Here is a 23,207-nt window from a genome sequence, read left to right on the forward strand (position 1 = left end):
CGCCATCATAATCAACCAACTGGAATGGTATCGGAGCACCCTCTTTGGTAATTTGCCCTTAACACCGAAGTGTATTCACACTTAATCTTCAATTGCGACTTCAATGTAAAATAGCACAGCTCTAACGAGCTGTGCTTTGTCCTACAGTATAACTGATGCCTATACGTTAACCTTCACATGGGCTTCACGGAATTTCTCGGCAGCTGCGACCATGTTGCGGAGTGAATCCACAGTCTCCTGAACACCTCTTGTCTTGAGTCCGCAGTCCGGATTAATCCAGAATAATTTCGGATCCAGCACCTGAAGCGCGCGTTCAATCATAGAGACCATTTCGTCCACCGAAGGGACACGCGGGCTGTGAATATCATACACTCCAAGACCAATACCAAGCGGGTAAGTATGTTCCTCGAAGCTGTGAACCAATTCGCCGTGGCTCCGGGACGTTTCAATGGAGATGACATCTGCATCAAGAGCTGTAATGGAATCGATAATGTCATGGAATTCACAGTAGCACATATGGGTATGGATTTGGGTTGTATCACGGACAGTAGAAGTGCTGAGACGGAATGCCAATACCGCCCACTCCAGGTAATTGTCCCAATCTGCTCTCTTCAGGGGCAGACCTTCTCTCAAGGCAGGCTCATCCACTTGAATCATCTCAATACCCGCACGCTCAAGTGCTTCCACTTCCTGGCGCAAGGCAAGAGCAATTTGATATGAAACGTTCTCACGGCTGAGATCGCTGCGGACAAAGGACCAGTTCAGAATTGTGATCGGACCGGTAAGCATTCCTTTTACAGGCTTCTTCGTTAAAGATTGCGCATATACCGTCTCTTCTACTGTCATCGGCTCGATAAAGTCAACATCACCATAAATAATCGGCGGCTTCACACAACGGGAACCATAGGATTGAACCCAGCCTCCGCTAGTGAACGCAAATCCGGCGAGCTTCTCTCCGAAGAATTCTACCATATCTGTGCGTTCGAACTCTCCGTGTACCAGTACATCGATGCCAATCTCCTCTTGCTTGCTGATCCAGTCACGGATTTGCTCTTTAACGAACTCTCCATACTGGCTGCCGGACCATTCTCCTTTGCGCCACTTCTGACGCGCGGCCCGAATTTCTGTTGTCTGTGGAAAGCTTCCGATCGTTGTAGTTGGCAGGAAAGGGAGCTTCCACTTCTTCTCTTGAGCCACTTGTCTAATGGAGAAATCATGCTCGCGATGAGACGGCTGTTCAGCGATATGCTCTACGAGACTTCTGACATTCTGACGGTTTCTAGCTGGAGAAGCAGATAGAGCTGACAAGGCTTCACGGCTCTCAAGGAACTCACTGGCCACCTGTTCGCCATTTGCTTGCTTCGTCAACAGGACGAGTTCATTCAGCTTCTCTTCCGCAAAAGCTAGCGCATTCTTCAGAACAGGCTCTAGCTTGGTCTCTGTGCGGACAGTGACTGGCACGTGCAGAAGACTGCTTGATGGCTGCACAACAACTTCAGCACCACCTACGAGCTTCACAATATCACTGAGAAGAGCCGACTGGGCATCAAGGTCGGCACGCCAAATATTTCGGCCGTCTATTACTCCGGCTCCCAAGGTCTTACCCTGCGGGAAACCATACTGCCGCAGAGCTTCCAGGTTACGTCCTTCGTCATGTACGAAATCTAGTCCGATGCCCTGTACTGGCAGCGCAACTACCTCAGAGTAGAATTCTACGGAACCGAAGTAGGTTTGCAGTTGAACTGAGAGATTCGTTAACTCCGAATTAATAGCTTCATAAATGTACTTGATATGCTTCAAATCCTGCTCATTAACCGATGTTACAAGGATAGGTTCGTCAATTTGTACCCACTTTACGCCTTCCTGCTCAAGTTCTTTGAGTACACGGACGTATAAAGGAAGGAAGGAGTCTATCACTTCGGTAAGCTTCGAAGGTTCATAGCCTTTAGAGAGTTTGAGGAACGTATATAGACCAACAAGCACAGGACGCCCCTCAATACCTAGCTTCTCCTTAGCTTCACGGTATGCAGCAAGAGGACGGTTCACTGTGAGCTCAGGTGTAACCCCTGATAACTCAGGAACGATATAGTGATAGTTCGTATTGAACCATTTCGTCATTTCACTAGCTGTTGCTTCTTTATTTCCACGTGCAACTCCGTAGTAAGTTGTTAGAGGGACTTCTCCACCTTCATAGCTAAAGCGGGTAGGAATGACTCCAAACATGGAAGCCGTGTCCAAAATATGATCATAGTAGGTGAAATCATTTACAGGAATAATCTCAATCCCTTTATCTCTCTGCAACTTCAAATTACCAAGGCGGATAACTTCGAGCTGTTGATGAAGCTCATCTTCTTGAATTTTACCTGCCCAAAATGCTTCAATCGCTTTCTTCCACTCCCGATTCTCTCCAATACGTGGGAAACCAAGGTTACCGCTTCTTACGTTACTCATTTCCTACCCCCATCACGAATTTGTAGTTAAACATAATTAAAAAGAGCCTTCTCTAACCTCGGTAGGTTAAAGAAGGCCCCGTAAGTGCACGTAAGGGTGGCAATCTCTAACACCTCCCTATCTCCCGTAGGTACATCAGTGCTGTCAGAACAGGCAGGTCTCCTGGCTTCAGGATCAACGTCATTACAGCCTTCCCAGCTTAAGTTAGTTAAGCCAGTGGCATGGATCGTAATTAACTCCTCTGATACAGTGGCGGGACCGCGCCGGCTTCACACCGGACTTCCCTATTAAGTCTGAGCCCTTCTGGGCTGAGACACCTGTTCCCACTTTATACAATTATGTTTATAGGAATAATTATACATCAAGAGTAATAATAATACAATTGAATTTTCACGGCTCATTTCTTTTTTAAATTCGCAAGAGTCTCTCGTCCGGCGATAACGAATAGCTTCGACTTGGATGCTCCAAGCTGCTGGGACGTATATATTCCCGTATGGCCGGAGAATAAATAACCAATTACGCAAGCCATCAGCATATAGACGGCTGCCTGCGAGCCGAATAATTCAATCCCCATAATAAAACAGGCAAGCGGTGTATTCGCAGCTCCACTAAATACGGCTATGAACCCTAGAGCCGCGAAGAAGCCAACTGGCTCATGGAGCCATATCCCAAGCGTACTGCCAAGTGTGGCACCGATCACGAACAATGGCGTAACCTCTCCGCCCAGGAAACCCGCTCCCAGGGTAAAGGCCGTAAAAAGAAGTTTTATCAGAAACGCAAAGTCCGGCACGTCCCCGGAAAAGGCACGTTCAATCAAAGGAATTCCCAGTCCCAAGTAGTCTCTTGTCCCGAAAATGAACACAAGGAGAATGATGACCACACCTCCAACAAAACTACGCACAGAAGGATGTGCGATAAGCTTTGTGTATGTTCCCTTGAGGTAATGGGTCAACGAACTGAACAGAAGGGCCGTCAGACCAAAGGCAATCGAAGCCGCCATTACTTTGAGTATGGTCGCCAATGACAGATCAGGAACCGCGCCCATTTGAAATTGAACATGATGAATTCCCCATGCCGTAGTGACCACATTCCCTACCACGCTGGCAATAAAACAAGGAAGAAGAGCTTCATACCGCAGCATTCCAATTACCAGCACTTCAAGAGCAAATACGGTTCCGGCAAGCGGTGTGCCGAAGACCGAACCAAAGCCACCACTTATGCCGCACATTAGAATAATCCGCGTGTCTGCCGCATCCAGCCTCAGAAGCTTGCCTAGACGCGCTGCAAGGCTGCCCCCCATCTGAATCGCAGTTCCTTCCCTACCTGCGGAGCCGCCGAATAAATGGGTGATTATTGTACCCCCAAGTACCAAGGGAGCCATTCGCAGCGGAATGCTCTCCCTACCCTGGTGAATGGTCTCCAGGATCAGGTTATTGCCTTTGCCGGAATTCTTCCCGATCGTCAGATATAAGTAACTCATAAAGGCTCCGCCCAGCGGAAGCAAATACAGCAGCCAAGCATGGTTCATCCTGCTGTCTGTTGCCCATTCCAGGCCTGCCAGGAAGAGTGCCGAAGCACTTCCTGACAATACCCCTACTGCACCGGCAATCAATATCCACTTCATCAAAAAAATAACCAAAGCAGCCTGCAAATGCCTGCTTGAGAATCCATGTATCCGGTCACGGATCAGGGAGAGTTTGTTCACGTTCACGATGAATTTCCCCTTACTTAATACAATAGACATAGCAGATAATGCCTGGTCTTATTTTTATATTTCTAACTATAACCGAAATTGTCGTGCTCTGCTTTATGCAGGATGCCTAGACATCTGTCTAGATCAACCTTTACCTGCTTGCGATAGAGCTCGGCCTTTTCTTTGCCATCACTCGTAAAGTGATATAGGACAATCTCCTGAAAATCAACGCTGGGGTCATTTCCCTTCAGTTTCTTGGTTCTGTACAGAACCCCTTCTTGTACTAACTCATGAAGTGCCCGGTAAATCTCACTTTGCGGCGGCAAATAGCCATGAGGTTTGAATTCAGCCTTAAGATCCTCAAGCATTTGATACCCGTATCCTCTTCGTTCTTCTACCATTTTGATCAAGTATAATTTCAAAAATGCCCGCTGTGCAATCATAAATGCCATATTCTTAACCTCCCGGTCTATTTTTTGTTCTCTTTCTACTTCTATTATATGAAAATTTCATAATAGTGGTCAATTCACCATTTTTAACTAGATGGTGTAGATGGATATATGGAGATGTTGGGGGCGTGTGGGTGTAGATAGGTACGTGTATTTTTGGGGGTTTATTATTGTGAATTTTTCATATGTTGAAATTTTAATTATTTGGTGCGTTTATGGTTAGGTTTGCGGTATATGGTTATTTTTTAGGCATTTCTCGGTTGGTGGGTTGATGGATTTTCTCAGACCTATGAGCAGGTTGTTGATTTTGTTGATTTTGTTGATTTTGTTGATTTTGTTGATTTGTTGGTTTCATTTGGTGGGTTGGTGGAGTTGCATGAGCTGGACTGAGTTACAGGAGCTATGAATGAGTTGCAGGAGTTGCGTGGGTTGCGAGGTTTGCGAGGGTTGGTGGAATTTATTACGAAGCATAGTGTTGATCGCAAAGAGACTCAAAACTGTAAGATTTAGTTAGATATTGCCTGCTTTTCGGCACAGGTAACCTGATTAGCAGCCTTTATTCTATTAGAATAGGCTTAACTGGGCGGCTTTTTAAAACAAGCCCAGCCCCAACTTTTGAGAAGGGGGCTGGGCAGAGGTTATCTCCACGGGGCATAATCGGGAATAATTCGATTTTCATTAATGCGTTACGCTTGATCTGAAGTCGTCACGACTTGATTTGTCAGTATGATAGAATACGACATCCCCATCTTGAAGAGTATAGGTGCGCCCATAAGGATTCATGAAGTTATTATTGAACCCCTCAAGTTTCCATTGATTCATTAATGGAGCATGAATATATTGCAGATGGGGCTCCTTCAAATTCCCTTGATCGATAGTCTCCAGGTTGAAATTAACAATAAAATACCCATTTTTCAAAAACACGGGACTTCGGTCCGTTAAACCTTGATGGGTTCTACCATACTCAGCCAGATTCGTACCTGCAACTACCCCATAGATATCTGCTGGCAAGCTATACTCTCCATACCATTTCTGGATAGAGGCGTTTGCTCTTTGCACGTCTACACCATAGGGAATGCCCTCCTTAGGTCCAACAAAAGTGCGAACAGCTTCAGGCAGCTGTAATAGTTTTAATCCGCCAACCGGAGTCTTTTTCATGGAAAGCTTGTCGATATAGCTCTGTAAAAACGTGTCCCGGCTAATCTCTCCAACTTGGCCAAAATTATAATACTGATCATACTTGTACAATGCCGTATCCTGTAATTCCTCCAAAGGGATATTTCGGAGTCTGTCATTCAGAACTACATACCGCTGATCCGTATCCTCAGCTGATCCAATTCGGACAAAACCCTTGTCACCCGCTTTATAATAAATATCAATCGGGGTGCGTATCTTCCCGTCCTCGCTCGTATAATAAAAACTTGGAGTAATACGAATGGAGTCTTGAACATCATACATATTCCCTTTTGTCTTTAGGTCGAATTTAAAGTGATACCCTGTCTTGACCGCAACATTCTTGTATCCCGGATCCGGATGGCTACCAGGATGTATCGGCAGCGTGTACGGGTGAATATTTCCCCTCTGCGCCCCATCAATCCCTTGAAGACCAGCCCAATAGGAGCGCCCGGAAGATGTAGAGGTCATTTTATGAGTCCGGAATACGGTCTCCCATAAATAATCCGCTATATCGGTCACATGAAAATCATACATTCTTCCAATAACCTCAATAGGGATGGTATCGACAGCTGCATGATTAGTTAGATTCATATTCGCATTAGACTGCTCTCCAAACGAAGATGGCGCATTTTCGGCTATGCTGCGAAACTCCACGTCGTAATTTCCTTCATTTACCCAGACTGGTATAAAAAAGGTGGTGTAATCCTGTGTTATAGGGATATCCACCCAGGTACCTTTGTATATGTATTGTGTTCGGTCTGCATTGTATACATCGAACGGAAACTTCACCTGCTTATAACGTAAATACTTCGCATAGTCACGATTCCCATAACCCGGATTGTTCGTGTGCTGACCCGAGGTAGGTATGTGAATTACAAAAGGTCTATCCAGAATTACTGCTGATCGACCCTGAGCTGGCTTCGTTTTCTGATTATGCTCGGCATCATCCGATACAGAGGAATAATTCACTACTGGCGTATGTACAGTTACGTTGTTTATATTGCTTATTGGAAACTCTTTATCGCTGCTTCCGTTCAAGCTTTCGGGAAGAAGATCATAATACAAGCTACCTGTACTTGGTGTGTCGGCACTATTTACCAAGGAGCTGCTGATCAATTGTTGATCTTCATAGAGCATTTTGTCCGGGATCCGCGTTGGCGCCGGGATTGAAGTTGGAGCTGGGCCTGAGCTGCTTACCGTATTGTCATACATAATCGTTAATCCATTAAAGGTCAGCCTATCGTTCTTCACATCCGGAGGCATCGTTTGGGCTTCTCCTAGCCCTTTCAATATCGCCGTATGGTTCGGAATTTCCAGCGGAGCGTAACCACTGGTAGCCAGGACTGGCGGTGTGAAACTAATCGTACCTGTGTCCTTAGGGAATACATGATCGTTCACATCACTGCTGTTATCCACGTCAATATCAGGAGGCGTATAACCTTGAGGTGTCATATATACATTGCCGCCCGGTAGAGCATAGTTCTGCATTTCAGCATGATTAATGCCGTACACCTCCAGCTGCTTGATCTCCCAATACGAATAATGCCGTGGTTCCAGGTTGAAGCTGTATGGTATGGTCACAGTATCAGACTTATCGAGATCCGGATGCTTGACAGGCTTCCCATCTGGATCGGTGGTGTCCGGCTGCTTCTCTTTCCAAGTGCGTGTATACGTCACGTCTACCTTGCAGCGGTAATCAATCGTACCCTTCATGTTGGCAAAAGTATGCTGGAACAAGTAGTTCATTCCCCACGCTTGACCATACAGGTTCTCACTGGTTGGAATGGCCTTCACTGCGTCAAAATGCCGGCCATTCGCCGCATCATCCCCTAGAATCTCGCCCTTTGCATTCGGGTTCATGAACGAAGTAACCGGGCTTGCTGCAGCATAAGGTGGATTGATGGTTGGGATACAGGAGCCAATAGAAGGTTGATTAGTGATTTTGGTATCTACGGTAACAACCTCCTCAGTATGGAGCCAATACTTGTCCTTCTTCCAATCAACGCTGATAATAGAACTCCCCTTGGAGACCCCGGTAACAACCCCGGCGGCACTTACCGTGGCTATGCTTGGATTACTGGACTTCCACACCACGTCACTTCGAGTCGTTACGTCTGCTGGAGTGCCGTAGGCTTTCTTCGCTTCCGAGGTAGCTACGGTTGCTGTAAAATTAGCGACTTCATTCACTGTGATCTTGGCCTTGCCGGTCATGGCTATCTTTTTCTTCTCTACATAGTTGGCACGCCAGGTGACGTGAACCTGTGTGGTGTATCCTACGCTCCACTTGTTGCCGGAGAATTTTTCGTGCTTGTTCCAGATATACGCATCAGGTGGGCTGGAGCTTTCGATGTCACCGCCAATGACCGATGTAATAATCAGGTTGGCGCTGTCTGGGATATGCAAAGCTCGTGTGGTACTGGTTTTGTTTTCAAGAGGAGTCTCATTATTGGCCCCAATGATTTTAGGATCCGTCATTAATGAAGAAGCTCTTTGTACCCCATCTAATAATTTATAATCCTCCTTTGGTAGATACTCTGGCTTTGTCATATTAATCTTGTTTTCGAATAAAGGACCTTTCTCCGGATAGGGAGAGGCAGGCGAACCTACCGAGTTATATAGCACCGTGCCCCGATACGTTTCTGCGACCCACTTTTTGTCATCACGTTGGTAGATATAAACGCCTGGATTTGCGAGTGAATCCACTTGCCCTTCCCGGATCCAGGTTTGTTCCGCTTTCCCTCCCTCCGTGATTGTCTCTTTCATAGGCTTTACGTCTGGTAGCGTGGCACTAACGTAGCCGCCCGCATTGGCGATTAGAGAACCGATCCACAGAAGATTAGGAAGTAGGATTACACAACTCAAGCCAATCATGATATTTCGTCGTAAACGACCCATCTAGTAGCTCCTTAATTATTGATCTCATAGTCTAATCTAATTTGTAAATACTGAACGATTTACCCTCGCTAACTGTAATGGATGCGCCATTATGCGTATCGTAGATAGGAAGATTTGACCTCACAAACCCATTTCCCCAGAACTTGACTTCAACACCTTTCTTAAAGAATTTATCTTTAGCAATCGTCCCCATAAGATATGGCATTGTTTTAATTCCATATTTATCTATGGTCCCACTTTTAAAGCCAGTCAGAGTCAGGTATGTAGAGGTAGTTGAGTTAAGGTAGGTCATTACATCCATATTTTCAATATTGGATGTGAACGCATACTCGACAAAGACTTCGTATCGGTCTTTTTGCATCTTAAAAGCTGAATCATAGCTTTTATCGACAAACATTTTACCGTAAAGGTTTTTTACATCATTTGCCTTCGATGCGTTGACCAGAATAAAGCGGTTTACCTTGGTCTTAGCAACATTATTTCTAAGAGTAACAGGCACGTTCCGTATACTTGTAAAAGTAGCTTCCCTGACATCATCATATTTACTGTACTTAAACCCCAAACTTATCGCATTCGTCCCGGTCAGCCCCACTTCCCGCATTTCTTTCAGATCCTGAAACGCATCGGCCTTCTTGTCCTGAATCGACTCGAAGCGGCGCAGGATTACCGCAGCCTCCGCCCTCGTGGTGGTCTGGGCTGGGCCGAAGCGGCCGTCCGGGTATCCACCCATAAGTCCGGTTCCGAGCGCAACCGACACATATGGATAATCGGCCTTATTCAGACCGCCCTTGTAATACTCCGCGACCGGCACAAGAGTATCCGCAGTATCGGACAAAGCCTTCTTGAAGTCGTCGTCCTTGGCCGCCAACCCCGACGCCACCCACTTGGCCAGCTCTCTGCGTGTCAACGGTGCGTTCGGATTGAATCCATTTGGATAGTCGCCTGGCGAGATAAAGCCCTTGCTCACCGCAATATTGACCTCATCTTGGCTCCAACCGGGTATGTTACCAAAACCGGTTCTCCCAGCATCATGAGCATTGTTCGATGCTCGTGCCAGGATGGCTGCGAACTCTGCCCGGCTGATCGTGGCATTCGGATTGAATTTCCCACTTTCATCCCCTTTCATGTATCCTTTTGCTGCCACGTACATAATATCCGACTTCGCCCAAGCAGGTAGTTGATCTTTGAAATTAATTACTCCCTCTGCTGATGCTGACCCTGAAGCACCGAACAAACACCCCGCAGCGACCACACTTGCCATTAATGTGTTCATCATAGACTTACTTGTCATATAACCTTCACTCCCCCACTTTGTATGTATTGCTTCCCCTCACCACTTGGATGGTAAAATCTAGAATATAGTCCTATTAACTTCTATGGAATAGGTATACAGTCCTCCTTTATTATGTAAAAACACAAAAAAAGCCGCCACCTTATACCTAAGGCAACGACTTGATGCTTTCAAGTCTCTAATATCCGTATTAATGATCAGTGCGCTTTGTATCTACCCAGCCCTGCTCCAGTGCATATCTGGTCAGCTGCACCCGATTCTCCAATTGTAACTTATGTAAAATATTTTTCAAGTGATTTTTAACAGTCTGATCAGAAATTAGCAGTTCTCCCGCAATCTCCCTATTAGTCATCCCTTTAGCAACCCAATTGAGAATCTCCCTTTCACGACCGGTGAGCGGATGATCCTGCGTCTCCTGCTTTGGAGCAGAAGGGAACTCCTTAAGAATCTGATGGGCCAGTTCGCTGGAAAGCGGGGCCTCATCAATCATGATCGAACGCAGGTACTCCACCCATGTTGAAGGTGACAGATTCTTCAGCAGAAAGCCTTGCGCCCCCTGCTTCAGTGCTTCAAATAGATGCGCAGCATCATCGGAGACCGTAATCAGCACAATTTTGACATACGGAAATCTAAGCTTAATAATCCGGGTAGCTTCCAATCCATCCATCCCCGGCATATGTATATCCATCACAATCAAATCCGGCATGAATTTCTCAGTCAATTCGATGGCTTCTGCCCCGCTCGAGGCAACCCCTATGACTTCAAAGGACGGGTCCTCCGCCAAAATATCACAGATACCTTCTCTTGCATAAGCATGATCATCAACGACCAATACGCGGGCTTTCAATGCCAAGTCCCTCCCTGCTCTCAATCATAACTATCGTCATTCCGTCTTCTGAGCCAACAGACAATGCCCAGCCCATCTCTTCAGCTCGCTCTCTCATAATCTTCAGCCCGTATTTATCCCGTACATCTGTATACATGTAGGCACCAAAGCCTGGCCCGTTATCCTTCACGCTCACCGTCCAGAATGGTCTACTCCCCTCACCTAGTAAAGTGATGTGGCTGGCAGGAGCATGCTTCTTCGCATTAACTAAGGCTTCACGAATACATGCAAGCAGTTCAACCTGTTCTTTAGGCGTAAATTCTGTATCATCCAGGGTCCATTTCATTTGAACTTGAACCTGAATCTCATCCACCATTTGAGTAATCCGATGACGTAATGTCTTCTTCCCGTCAGGACTTGCCGCCGGCGGATATTTCAGATTGGAGATCGATTGCCGCACATACCGGTTAACTTCGTGCACCGTCTTCCGCAGCTCATCCAGATTCAGTTCGGCTCCTGTCTGACTCTGACGGCGCTCCGCTTTGTCAATTTTGACTGATAACAGAAATAAGGACTGTGCAATTCCATCATGCAGTTCTCTGGCCAGCTGCTCCCTTGCGACGAGCTCTGCCTTCTGAGCGCGCTCTTCATTCAACTCATTCTGCACCCGTTCGAGCATGGTGAACAATCGATACAGCAGTGTGATACTTACCACGAACAAAATGATCGGGGTTATAAAGTTCCCTAGCCCCATAGATATATATGAAATAAGAAATTGATGTCTTACAAACTCCCAAAGTCCCACAATTATTGAGGGTACGATCAGAATCATCCACTTAATTTGCCGATATGACACTTTATCCTTCGCCTCTTTCTCCAAAGAAGTATGCTCACGTCCGAATATACGCCAAGAATTATGCCGAAGCAAGGCAAATAAATGAACCTTCTGGGTAGATTATATGAATTCTAGAGTAAGAGTTAATTTAGATTCAAATGAAAACAGGACGGATAAATATCCGCCCTGAGCTTGTAACTTCTCACTTCTTATTCGGTTCACATCAATTTCTTGATGTCATCTTTGATGGATTCAGACTGAGGTCCGAATACGACCTGGACAACTCCTCTGCCCTGACGCATAACACCCGATGCTCCAAGATTTTTGAGTGCGGGATCATTCACGGCTTTATCGTCTTTCACAACCAGACGCAGTCGCGTGATACATGCATCAATGGATTGAATGTTATCTGAACCACCGATGTTAGCTAGAATCTTCGCAGCTTTACTGTCCCCTGCTGCAACAGCACTGCTGCCGTTGCCAACTGCAGGTTGATCGTCAGCAATAAAATCATCTTCACGTCCTGGTGTCTTCAGGTTCAACTTCACAATAAGAACGCGGAAGAGGAAGTAATACACCACAGCAAACACAAGACCTACAGGAATCAAGAGCAGCGGCTTCGTCGCCAATTGATAGTTGATGGCATAGTCGATGAAACCCGCGGAGAAACCAAATCCAAGCTTAACCCCCAGCGCATACATTACATAACCCGCTACCCCTGACAATATGGCATGGATACCATACAAGACAGGTGCCACGAACATAAAAGCGAACTCGAGCGGTTCTGTAATCCCTGTCAAGAAAGAAGCAAGGGCTGCACCAATGAAGATCGAAGCGACAGCTTTCTTTCTCTCCGGCTTGGCAGTGTGAATAATCGCAAATGCGGCTGCTGGAAGAGCGAACATCATGATCGGGAAGAATCCAGTCATGAACATCCCCGCGGTTTTATCCCCGGCGAAGAAACGATAAAGGTCACCATGGATGACTTTACCCGCAGCATCTGTGAAGTCACCAATTTGGAACCAAACAATAGAGTTAATGATGTGATGAAGACCGAATGGAACGAGTAACCGGTTCGCAATCATGTGGATGGCACTACCGATACCTCCCAGACCGACAATCCAGTTGCCGAATGTATCCAGAGCGGCTTGCACGGGTCCCCAGATCAGACCAAATATAATCCCGGTAATTACCATGGTCAGTGCGGTAACCATAGGTACAAACCGTTTGCCTCCAAAGAATCCAAGCCAATCCGGCAGTTTGATATTGTGGTACTTCTTATACAGGAATGCAGCGATACAACCCACAATGATACCGCCTAATACACCCATGTCCAGCTTCGCATCTTTACTCATCAGCGTATCAAAGACAAGTGGCACTTTAGTAAGCACACGTACCAGGATCAGATAGCCAATCGCTGCGGACAGAGCTGCAACAGCATCTCCCGCGAGTCCGATAGCCACCCCGATCGCAAAGATCAGTGGCAAATTATCAAATATTGTAGTTCCACCCGCATCCAGGAACGGGGCAATATACTTGTTAATGAACTCCCCTGCAGAGCCCATGTGGAAATCTTTGACGTAGTCAATGTTACCGAACCGCATAAGAATCGCGGCTGCTGGAAGAGTTGCGACTGGGAGCATCAAGGATTTCCCAATTTTTTGTAGAAATGACAACATCACTTTTCACCCTTTCAAATATATTGGCCTAAGCCTTAAATATCGCCGTAAGAATGACATCTTTGCCGGATTGGACCGGGCCGAGGTTGGTCTCGATGCCTGATGTCAATTCTTCAGCGTTTGTTACTATGACTGGGGTAATAACCGGGTAACCTGCTCCCTTGATCTTTTCGATGTCGAATTCAATCAAAGTCTGCCCTGCTTTCACAGAATCACCTGTCTGTACATGACTTATGAAACCTTCTCCCTTTAGGGACACGGTGTTGATTCCAATGTGAAATAACAGCTGTAATCCGGACGGGTGCTCCAGCATGACGGCATGCTTGGATTTAATGACATGGGAGACTGTGCCGTCAAATGGGGCAGTGAGCTTACCCTCGCTAGGCATAATGGCAATTCCTTTACCCATGAATCCTCCCGCGAAAGCATCGTCCGGTACAGTTTCAAGGGCTACAGCTTCTCCAGTCACAGGGGCATATATTTCAACATTCTTCTGCTCAGCTGGTTTCTTTCTCCATTTAGAAAACATAATCAATCCCCTACCTTTTTATTTAGTGTGTTCAATTCGTGGTCCGGTATAGGCGATATAGGTGCATGGCAATATAACAGATTTCTTCTTCAGGCACAGGCTTGCCGAGCTCACTTTCCATTACTTTTCCCAATCGCTTGGCTAATAAATACTCTTCCCTGTACTCAAGCCTGATATGGTTCACAAAAGGATTATCCACCTTAGTATCCTGCAGGATTCTTTCCAGAGAATACCTTAGATGAAGCATCAATCTCACATGACTCATGCTCCCCTGTCTAAAAGTGACTTTCTTCTCTTGCTGAATCAGCTCCAGCAGCTGATTAACGATATTGGAAGCTTTGACAAGCTGACCAACCGGCACATTGCTTACAGCCGAATACACATGGTAAGTAAGAAAGCCAACTTCGTCCTCAGGGACATGAACTGAGAATGCCTCACTGATCATCTCAGCCGCTTTGGAAGCGATTTCAAATTCTTCGGGAAAACATAGCTTTGTCTCTTGTAAGAAGGGATTAATAATATCCATTCCGTTGCGAAGCCGATAGACCGTGAATTGAATATGGCTTGGCAGGGCTAGATAAATTTTATCGTTAAGCTTTCCAGGCTTACTTGCTGAAATATACGAAATGATCTCATCGGTAATATGCATTACCTTAGGATCAAAGTCCTCCATCAAGCTTTCATATTGACTCCACTGTTCACGATCCTCCAGCTTGAAGCGCTTCTCAATTCTCGGATCGTTTGCCTCAATCGTACCTGATCCTTTCACTGCAAAACCAATACCCTTCCCCAATAGAACGTATTCTTTGCCGTTCGTCCCCCCCTGAGCCATAACGACATTGTTACCGATTACACGTTGGACTTGGAGTAGTTCCACTTCTTTCATTTCCATTGGCCCCCTCCTTATTATGAAAAATCAAAAAGAGCCAAGGAAAAGCAACCATATTAAATAGGTTAACTTTCCTTGGCTCATGCCCGTTACGGTAACACGCCATAAAGTGTTTTCATTTATGAGCCAATCATAAATCAATCACTTTTAACCGTCAACAGGAAAATTCTGAATACACCTTTCTCATTTAAGATTCCCAGGTATAGCTACCCCTATTAGTTTATTATCCGCCTGAACGACTGCCATACCCTGTTCAAATTCGGTCGGTCCATAATTTCGGGCTCCTGATCTAATGGCAAAAGCCTCTTTGCCCGCAGACAGCTCAAAAGCGCGGAAGATCCCGTCCGTCTGACCGATATATACTCCATTCCCAAAGACATCAATCTGAGCAGCAGGGTTATCATTTCCATAGCTCACCGTATGCTGATCAGACAAGTTGATTGATTTCAGTATGGAGTATGGCAGCTCTGAACGCTCCTGATAAAATATCAGATTTTTGTACACCTTCATCAATGGGTTCTCCAAATCATGATTCGATCCCGTAATTCTATATTCAGGCTGGTCCGAAATGCTCGAATACTTGGTTAGATCATATTGTACCCATTCATGATTGTTATACGCATATAATTTATTACCCTCAATCATGGCATTATCCGTATAACCACGAATATAAGAAGCCGGATTATTCGACCACTGATACAGATAGTTCGCTTTCTCTTTGCCTGTCTTCAGGTCAAATTCTTTAAGTGTCAATTCAGCTTTCGGCTCCTCAAAAAGATTCGGTTCATACACAGAATAAACCGATCCATTCTTGACCTGGATAGGGAGGTGCTGTTGGCTTTGCTCCCAGAGCTTTGTACCCGTTGCCGCATCAAAAGCTTTAAGTGTCACCGTGAAATTAGCGATCCCGGCATACGTCCGAAAAACAACGCCATCTTGTTCAGTAAGCTCCTTAGAACCGGTTAATGCAAATGTGTCATGATACTCCCAATTCAACGCTCCATTCTTGGCATTAAATGCAAATATATCGATCCCTCTCAGGATGTAAAGAGTATCTTGGATGGAGACCAGCCTTTCCGCTTTCGTAACGGTCCTGCTCGATACCCATTTGATCGTCCCGTCCGTATTCAGCGCATAGACCCTTCCATCTTCATAGGTGCCATACAAAGTACCTTGATTGTATTCGATTCCTGGGCTAAGCTCGCTTCCAAAACTCCAGGTTATCCTGCCGTTTGTGATATCTCGAGCGATCAGCTTTCCTTGATCCACAACAAAGACTTGTCCCTCACCAGTGGCCATACGAGACTGGGCCCCCTGATCTTTTTCTGTGAGAGATGTGGACAGAGACACCGTCCAGGCTGGATAAATGAAATCCGTGGATGAAGGCTCAGTCCACTGAGTAAAGGATAGTGGAGCTTTCTCCGCTGACACGGAAGATGACCCTACCCATAGAGTTGAAGTTCCGACAGCAAGCAAGGCCAACGCGGCTGAACTTATGAATTTAACAAGTTTATTCATCTTTTGATCTCCTTTATCTGGCCTATTTAGCTGCACTTTAGTCAGCCAGAATGATCTATACCCAAACCAGTCATACTAAAGCAAAATTCTGTTAGGCGGTAATTGAAGATGACGAAGCTAGGTTCCATTTATATTCAAGATATTCGAAATATTGCAACCAACTGGGCAGCATCCGTCGTTATCCTTGGTCTCATCCTTCTTCCGTCTCTTTATGCCTGGTTCAATATTGAGGCCTCCTGGGACCCGTATAGTTCGACTCAAGGCATTCAAATTGCGGTTACGAATCTCGATCAGGGGACGCAAATTCAGGGCAAGCAAATAAATCTCGGACTTGAAATCAAGAAGTCTCTGGAGGCTAACCCCAAAATTGGCTGGACCTTCGTCTCCCATGAAGCCGCTCAAAGCGGACTTAAGCATGGCAATTATTACGCGGCGATTGAGATTCCTCCGGAATTCTCACAGCACATTGCGAGCGTACTCACTCCAAATCCAGTAAAAGCAGAAATTCGTTATACCGTAAACGAAAAGATCAATGCCGTCGCTCCAAAGATCACATCCAAAGGAGCCAGTTCAATTACCCAGGAAGTAAATCGTAATTTCGTTAAAACGGCAAACGGCGCTATTTTCAAAATATTCAATGAGATCGGGGTGGAACTTAAGCAGCAGCTTCCTCTGCTCAATAAAATGAAGGGGCTGCTCTACAAGCTAGAGATGCTATTTCCAGAAATCAATAAGGCCGCTGACATTGCAGTTAAGGACCTTAAAGAGAGCAATCGGATAGTAAAAGAAGTCCAGTCCCGAATCCCAGCAGCAGCTGAGCTCGCCGCCAAAGGAACTGAGTTCAGTACCGATTTGATTCAATTTCTGGATCAAAGCAGCTCGGCTTTAGCCAATGCGGCTCCCCATATCAAACAGAGTCTGATTCAAATCAGACAGTCGCTTGAGACTGCCGAGCTCGGTATCACAGCGGCAGAGAGCTTGGCGGATAATAAATCTCCAGAAGCTATACAATCAGAACTGGCTCGTGCACAGCAGAGTTTAGCTGAGGCCGCGGCAGCTGCCAGTACATTTCAATCCCTGATTAACAATCTTAATACTGTTGCCCCATCAAGTTCTCTAACCGGGATATCCACTCAAATGAAGGGAATCGCCGCAAAAATAGAAACACTTCAGAACACGCTGTTACAAGCTTCCAAACAAGGCGCCGAGCCAAACAGCTCACTACTGGACACCACTAAGAAAATGGTTAGCACAGTTGGTTCTGACCTGGATCGGATGATCGACAGCTATGATCGTGAAATTCTCCCGGGTCTGCAAGAAGCCCTCGCTCAGGCAAAGCATACGGCTGCCCAAACCCGTACAGCACTGACGGAGGCACAGCGTTCACTTCCTAAGGTCCAGCAGATTCTAAATGATGCATCTAAGGGACTCACACTTGGCTTGACAGAAGCCGAGCATATAAGAGGGCAGCTGCCTGAAGCAGAAGCTAATGTCAGATCGATCGGAGACAGACTGCGCGCTTTTGAAAAGGAAGGTCATCTGGAAGATCTCATTAAGCTGCTTCAGCTCAATTATCAGAAGGAAAGTGAATTCTTCGCCGAGCCCGTGATTCTGGTGGAAAATAGGTTATTTCCAATTCCAAACTACGGCTCCGCCATGTCTCCATTCTTCACCACCTTATCCCTCTGGGTGGGAGGCCTGCTGCTCGTATCCATGCTGACAGTTGAGGTTCACTCCGATGAAGAGTATTCAAGCTACCAAGTGTACTTTGGCCGATTTCTTACATTTGGTACGCTGGGCTTGCTGCAATCGGTTTTTGTATCCACAGGAGACCTCTTTATACTTGGTACTTATGCCAAAGAAAAACTCCTCTTCATCCTGTTCAGCTTGCTGATCAGCCTGGTATTTATGCTCATGATCTACACCTTGGTCTCCGTATTCGGTAACGTTGGAAAAGCCTTGGCCATTGTGCTGCTGGTGCTGCAGCTGGCCGGCTCCGGCGGAACCTTCCCAATCCAGGTCACGCCGCCCTTCTTCCAGATGATCTACCCATTCCTACCATTCACTTATGGAATCGGTCTTCTTAGGGAAGCTGTGGGCGGAATCGTTCCCGAGCTTGTGATCCGCGATATCCTCCTGCTCATCCTCTATGGGGCGCTTGCTCTCCTGCTTGGTCTGGCACTTAAACCAGGCATCAATCGAATTGCCGCGCCCCTGGTTCAGAAAGCTCGAAAAAGTGGGCTTATTCATTAACAAGCAAAGAGAGTCCGCCGAAACTCAGCTGGACTCTCTTTGCTTGTTATGAGTACCGGTTAAACCGGATTATTCGTGTAGTCAGATTAGAGTCTTGGATTCGTATCTGAATAACGGGATGCGTTCAAAGACCGATTAGTCCGGAATGTATCATAGACGGCAGGTGTGCGATCATCTTCATCTACCAGAACAAGGATCTTCCCATTATCTACATAAGCTCCGTATTCGTTCGCTTCGTCCTCAGGAATACCGAGGCCAATCAATCCGCCAACCAGACCGCCGGCTCCTGCGCCGACTGCGGCGCCCGTAAGTGTGGCAGCAATTGGGCCAGCTGCGAGAATAGGGCCAACACCCGGAATCGCAAGAAGTCCAAGCCCTGCAAGCAGTCCTGTTACACCGCCGACAACACCACCTGTTGCCGCGCCTGTAGCCACGCCCTCTGGTGCTTTGGAACCTGTCTCATCCGAGATTGCCGCCTGATCATCGCGGTTCTTGGTAATGACTGAGATTTCATCAGCACGGAATCCCTGGTTCTGAAGAGACTCAATCGCTGCGGTTGCCTCACGGTCGGTATCAAATACACCCACTATTTTCTTAGCCATAACAATTACCTCCTTTGATTGACTGTTCCCTCCATCATTACCCCGATCAGGAAGCAATTAACCATAGGACCCATCTTATTTCCGGTCACCCGGGGGACGAACCCGCTTTGTAGCTGTGGCTTCCAGTGGGTTATCAGGCCAGTAGTGCTTGGGATAACGGCCTTTCAGATCTTTTTTTACATCAAAATAGGTACTCTCCCAAAAGCTCCGCAAGTCAGAAGTAACCTGAACCGGGCGCGAAGCCGGGGACAGAATATGCAGGGTAACCGCTGCACGCCCATAGGCTAGACGAGGAGTATCCATGAGGCCGAATAATTCCTGAAGCCGTACGGAGATATAGGGAGCCTGGGGACCCTCATAATTTACAGGTATCCTGGAACCGCTCGGGACGGTGATATGGGTTGGAGCTTGCTGTTCCAGCTCCTGCTTCTGACTCCAATTCAGCAGATGATCCAGAATTTGATAAAGCTTCAGTGATCTGAAATCCGACTTTCTCTTAAAGCCTTCAAGATAAGGAGACAACCACTGCCCTGCGCTCTGCTGAAGTGTGACGTCCGACACATCCGGCCACTCCCCGCCGCAGCACTCTCTCATAAACTGGATTCTTGCTTGAAGCTGCCTGGATTTCACATCCCAGGGAAGCAGGTGAAGCCCGTCTGCTCTAATGGTCTCCAATAGAGCCAACTGAATTTGTTCTTCCGTAGGCCTTATATTAGGTGTCTCCTTAAACACAATAGCTCCTAGCTTAAGCATGCTCTTGGCCCTTACCGTGCCTGTTCCTTCATCCCATTTAATCTCAACCTCTTCATTCATTTCCTTCCTGTAATGTTGCTCTAGCTGGCTCTCCGTTAACGGAGCAGCAAGCAAAATCCTCGCTTCTGTACCTTCATCATCCACTTCTGCAGCGACAATATATCTCTCCTGAGACAGCTGTTCTCCGTTAAGCATCTCTGCTCCCCGGCCGCTTCGCAGCAAGTAACGTCCATCCATTCTCCGCTGACCTATCCGGTCTGGGAAGGCGAAGGAAAGCAGCAAGCCGCACAGCTGGTCCGCAGCTTCGATTGTTGGTTCGTGCTGTACACTGCCGGTGGCGTCAGGAAGTCTGGAAATCCACTGTCTGCCCTGACTCAGTAGACGCTCGACATCAGCTCTATGCGCTCCGCCAAGGTCCGTGCGGCCCGTTCCCTCACGGGCTGCCCTGGTCATTACTACAAGTCTTGCCCGCAGGTCAATGTTCAGGACGCCTGAGGAATACCTTGGAAAGATGTCTCTTTCTTCAAGAAGTGCGGCCATAAGGCAGGCCAGACCGCCCTGTCCCATCCGTGACGACTCTAGGATCATATGCGAAAGCCTGGGATGCAGGCCGAGTCCAGCCATCTGCTGACCATGTTCCGTTATATTCCCGTCTGAGTCCAGGGCTCGAAGCTGGTTAAGCAGCCGCTGCGCCTGACGAAATGCCGCCATTCCAGGCAGATCCAGCCACTGCAGCTCAGCAGGGTCCTTCACTCCCCATACAGCCAGTTCCAATACTAACCCTGAAAGATCAGCCTCAAGAATCTCAGGGGTTGTCCTTTCAGGCAGCTGACGATCCTCTTGCTCAGTCCATAGCCTGTAACAAACACCTGGAGCTGTTCGTCCTGCCCGTCCTCTCCGCTGGTCGGCCGAGTCCCTGGCGGCCCGTATTGTAACCAGCCTACCCATGCCCGTTCGGGGAGAGAACTGCTGTGTCCGTCTGAGTCCGCTGTCAATAACAACCCGGATGCCCTCTACCGTCAAGCTGGATTCAGCGATTGAGGTAGCCAGCACGATCTTGCGATGCCCTGCTCGAGGTGCCCGGATTGCCTCAAGCTGATCTTGCTGAGACATGCTTCCATAGAGAGGCACTACATCAACATTTGGAGCGAGACCCTGCAGCAGACTCATCTGAACCCGGCGTATCTCCCGAATTCCGGGAAGAAACGCAAGAATGCTTCCCTCGTGCCTGGCCAAGGCTGAACGAATGGCACCAGCCATCAATTGTTCGAGCGGCTGATTGCTCGTCTCTGTTAAATATTGGGTCTCAACCGGAAAAGTCCTCCCCTGGCTTTGCAGTACAGGAGCATCGTTCATCAGGCGGGCAACCGGTTCCGCGGCCAGGGTAGCCGACATGACCAATATACGCAGGTCCTCTCTAAGAATCCCCTGACTTTGCAGAGATAGAGCCAGACCCAGGTCCGCTTGAAGGCTTCGTTCATGATATTCGTCGAATATCACAAGTCCGATTCCCTCAAGTGAAGGGTCTGCCTGCAGCATCCGGGTAAGAATACCTTCCGTAACCACCGTAATCCGTGTTCGGGGGCTTGTTCTGCTGTCCATGCGAATTTTGTAGCCTACCGTTTCCCCTACTTCCTCTCCAAGCTGAGCGGCCATAAAAGCAGCAGCAGATCTGGCCGCTAATCGCCGGGGTTCTAGCATGATAATGCCCTGATCTTCCAGCCAGGGCTCCCCTAATAGGGCAAGTGGTGTACGGGTCGTCTTCCCCGCCCCGGGTTCAGCCAGTAGAACTGCACAATTGCTCGTATTCAGAGTTTCTTTCAAATCCGGAATAATCTCATCTATAGGCAAACTCATTAATTACACTTCCCCTTGCAATGCTTTCTTGGCCAATGGCTGCTATTGTGACCTAATCATAAATGGAGGATATTTCTCTGTCAAAACTCATACAAAAAAGAGGCCGCTAATCGTGCCCGCCGGCATGACTAGTGACCTCTCCGATATTAAGAATGTAATTATTTGAACCTTTCACTTAGAACCGGTTCATATTGCTGGAATGCCGTGTTCTCTGCCAGCCTCCGCTCTGCAATCATCATTCGCAGCTTAACGGTCTTCTCATTCAACTGCTTATACAAGCGCTGCTTCTCATTCGGGTCACCGCAAGCTTGCAGTAGATCCTCCAGCTGCAGACACTCACCTCTCAAGGTTAACTCTTCAGGGACATAACCTGCATTTTTCATCACTTTGTACGCAATACGAAGATCTTCAGGGATATGTGAGAGGTCCTCTAGTTGCAAAGGCTCGCCCTTGCCGGGTAAATCCTCTAGCTCCCCCCTGTCGATTGCTTCCGTTATTCTCTGTTCAGCCAGCCAGGTGAACATGCAGCTCCACAGCTCCTCTCTAAATTTAAGGTTACAGTAATGATTCTGCTCCATCAATAACGATTCTTGCTCCAGTAATATGCTTCGATTCTGACGAGGCCAAGAAAGCGACCAGGTCAGCAACATCCTCCGGTTGTCCGGGTCCATCAGCCAGAGGCTGACTTCCTTCAGGGTATTCGACTGGTATAACGATTTCTTTCAGCTCTTCGCTTGGCTCCGAGGTCTGGTCAATATTGGTGGCAATGGCACCAGGACAGATCACATTCACTCTGATTTTGAATTTGGCCAGCTCAAGTGCAGCCATCTTCGCAAAACCAACCTGTCCGGCTTTAGTCGTGCTGTATGCAGACATACCGAACCCGGCAAACCGGTCACTTCCGTTAATAGAACTTGTGATGATGATACTGCCCTCCCCTTTTTCTTTCAAATAAGGGAGCGTATACTTCACGGTCAAGAAGGTACCATTCAGATTAATGCGCAGCGTTCTTTCCCAATCCTCAAAACTCATTTCTCCAATGGGTGCCAGCACACCATTAATGCCCGCATTAGCAAAAACAATGTCGATTCCTCCAAAATAGGAGGCAGCATCATGCACCGCCTTCTCCATCCGCTCCGGATCCGAGACGTCTACATCAAATGAGCGGGAGACACCCCGAAAAATATTGTTGATTTCATGCTCCGTTGAACTGGTGCGGTCATTCTGCAGATCAAACAACGCCACTTTAGCCCCTTCTTGAGCAAGCCTTATTGCTGCTGCTTTCCCAATTCCAGAGCCCGCACCTGTTACTATAGCTGTTTTTCCTTGAAAACGTTGTCGATTGATCTGATTATTGGGCATGATTTATACACTCCTTCTCTCTATTTATAGGATTTGACTTAGTTAGCATTCTGTTCTAAACAAGATTACCCATAAAATGATACTGTTTAATCAAAAAGTCATTTATTTCTAGATAAAAAAAACGCCAAATAAATTTGGCGTTGCTTGCA

The 23,207-nt window shown here is 47.1% G+C and carries 16 protein-coding genes and 1 riboswitch; of the genes, 1 reads left to right on the plus strand and 15 read right to left on the minus strand.

Translation table 11 applies throughout. The features are described 5' to 3' along the window. Positions 1–159: 159 nt before the first annotated feature. The 11 genes from metE to ACRRNK_RS13300 form a co-directional block, all read right to left on the minus strand. Positions 160–2,451: a 5-methyltetrahydropteroyltriglutamate--homocysteine S-methyltransferase gene (gene metE / locus ACRRNK_RS13250; RefSeq protein ID WP_433943210.1), complete on the minus strand. Its 2,292-nt coding sequence runs from the start codon at positions 2,449–2,451 to the stop codon at positions 160–162. Between the two features lie 135 nt (positions 2,452–2,586). Further along, a riboswitch (cobalamin riboswitch) is annotated at positions 2,587–2,787 on the minus strand. A gap of 61 nt (positions 2,788–2,848) precedes the next feature. Beyond that, entirely contained in the window at positions 2,849–4,075 is a 1,227-nt protein-coding gene (locus ACRRNK_RS13255) for a voltage-gated chloride channel family protein (RefSeq protein WP_433946894.1), read from the minus strand. 152 nt (positions 4,076–4,227) lie between these two features. Next, on the minus strand, positions 4,228–4,596 hold the full coding sequence (locus ACRRNK_RS13260) for a helix-turn-helix transcriptional regulator (RefSeq protein WP_433943211.1): 369 nt from the start codon (positions 4,594–4,596) through the stop codon (positions 4,228–4,230). Positions 4,597–5,271: 675 nt separating this feature from the next. Then, on the minus strand, positions 5,272–8,664 hold the full coding sequence (locus ACRRNK_RS13265) for a DUF5704 domain-containing protein (RefSeq protein ID WP_433943212.1): 3,393 nt from the start codon (positions 8,662–8,664) through the stop codon (positions 5,272–5,274). 31 nt (positions 8,665–8,695) lie between these two features. Beyond that, complete coding sequence (locus ACRRNK_RS13270; protein ID WP_433943213.1) at positions 8,696–9,955, minus strand: S-layer homology domain-containing protein; 1,260 nt, start codon at positions 9,953–9,955, stop codon at positions 8,696–8,698. A gap of 190 nt (positions 9,956–10,145) precedes the next feature. Next, a complete protein-coding gene (locus ACRRNK_RS13275) occupies positions 10,146–10,802 on the minus strand; it encodes a response regulator (protein ID WP_433943214.1) in 657 nt (218 codons plus the stop codon). Beyond that, a complete protein-coding gene (locus ACRRNK_RS13280) occupies positions 10,777–11,637 on the minus strand; it encodes a sensor histidine kinase (protein ID WP_433943215.1) in 861 nt (286 codons plus the stop codon). Before ACRRNK_RS13280 ends, ACRRNK_RS13275 begins: the two co-directional genes overlap by 26 nt. Before the next feature lie 197 nt (positions 11,638–11,834). After that, a complete protein-coding gene (gene nagE, locus ACRRNK_RS13285) occupies positions 11,835–13,295 on the minus strand; it encodes an N-acetylglucosamine-specific PTS transporter subunit IIBC (protein ID WP_433943216.1) in 1,461 nt (486 codons plus the stop codon). 28 nt (positions 13,296–13,323) lie between these two features. Next, positions 13,324–13,824 (minus strand): PTS sugar transporter subunit IIA, encoded by a 501-nt coding sequence (locus ACRRNK_RS13290; protein WP_433943217.1) that lies wholly within the window; start codon positions 13,822–13,824, stop codon positions 13,324–13,326. Between the two features lie 31 nt (positions 13,825–13,855). Then, positions 13,856–14,716, minus strand: a complete 861-nt coding sequence (locus tag ACRRNK_RS13295; protein ID WP_433943218.1) for a PRD domain-containing protein — start codon at positions 14,714–14,716, stop codon at positions 13,856–13,858. A 180-nt stretch (positions 14,717–14,896) separates the two neighbouring features. Beyond that, a complete protein-coding gene (locus tag ACRRNK_RS13300; RefSeq protein ID WP_433943219.1) occupies positions 14,897–16,231 on the minus strand; it encodes a PQQ-binding-like beta-propeller repeat protein in 1,335 nt (444 codons plus the stop codon). Positions 16,232–16,339: 108 nt separating this feature from the next. On the opposite strand from ACRRNK_RS13300, the gene ACRRNK_RS13305 reads away from it, so the two are divergent. Further along, a complete protein-coding gene (locus ACRRNK_RS13305) occupies positions 16,340–18,484 on the plus strand; it encodes a YhgE/Pip family protein (protein ID WP_433943220.1) in 2,145 nt (714 codons plus the stop codon). 86 nt (positions 18,485–18,570) lie between these two features. Here ACRRNK_RS13305 and ACRRNK_RS13310 read toward each other — a convergent pair whose 3' ends face one another. The 4 genes from ACRRNK_RS13310 to ACRRNK_RS13325 all read right to left on the minus strand — a co-directional run bounded on the left by ACRRNK_RS13310 (position 18,571) and on the right by ACRRNK_RS13325 (position 23,058). Then, positions 18,571–19,086 (minus strand): general stress protein, encoded by a 516-nt coding sequence (locus tag ACRRNK_RS13310; RefSeq protein ID WP_433943221.1) that lies wholly within the window; start codon positions 19,084–19,086, stop codon positions 18,571–18,573. 75 nt (positions 19,087–19,161) lie between these two features. Then, complete coding sequence (gene hrpB / locus ACRRNK_RS13315) at positions 19,162–21,696, minus strand: ATP-dependent helicase HrpB (protein ID WP_433943222.1); 2,535 nt, start codon at positions 21,694–21,696, stop codon at positions 19,162–19,164. 158 nt (positions 21,697–21,854) lie between these two features. Continuing rightward, positions 21,855–22,220 carry a DnaJ family domain-containing protein gene (locus tag ACRRNK_RS13320; protein ID WP_433943223.1) on the minus strand — a complete coding sequence of 122 codons (366 nt, stop codon included), beginning with the start codon at positions 22,218–22,220 and terminating at the stop codon, positions 21,855–21,857. Positions 22,221–22,251: 31 nt separating this feature from the next. Further along, positions 22,252–23,058 carry an SDR family oxidoreductase gene (locus ACRRNK_RS13325; protein WP_433943224.1) on the minus strand — a complete coding sequence of 269 codons (807 nt, stop codon included), beginning with the start codon at positions 23,056–23,058 and terminating at the stop codon, positions 22,252–22,254. Between the last annotated feature and the right edge of the window lie 149 nt (positions 23,059–23,207).

It is taken from the genome of Paenibacillus sp. SN-8-1, assembly GCF_050995535.1.
GTDB lineage: Bacteria > Bacillota > Bacilli > Paenibacillales > Paenibacillaceae > Fontibacillus.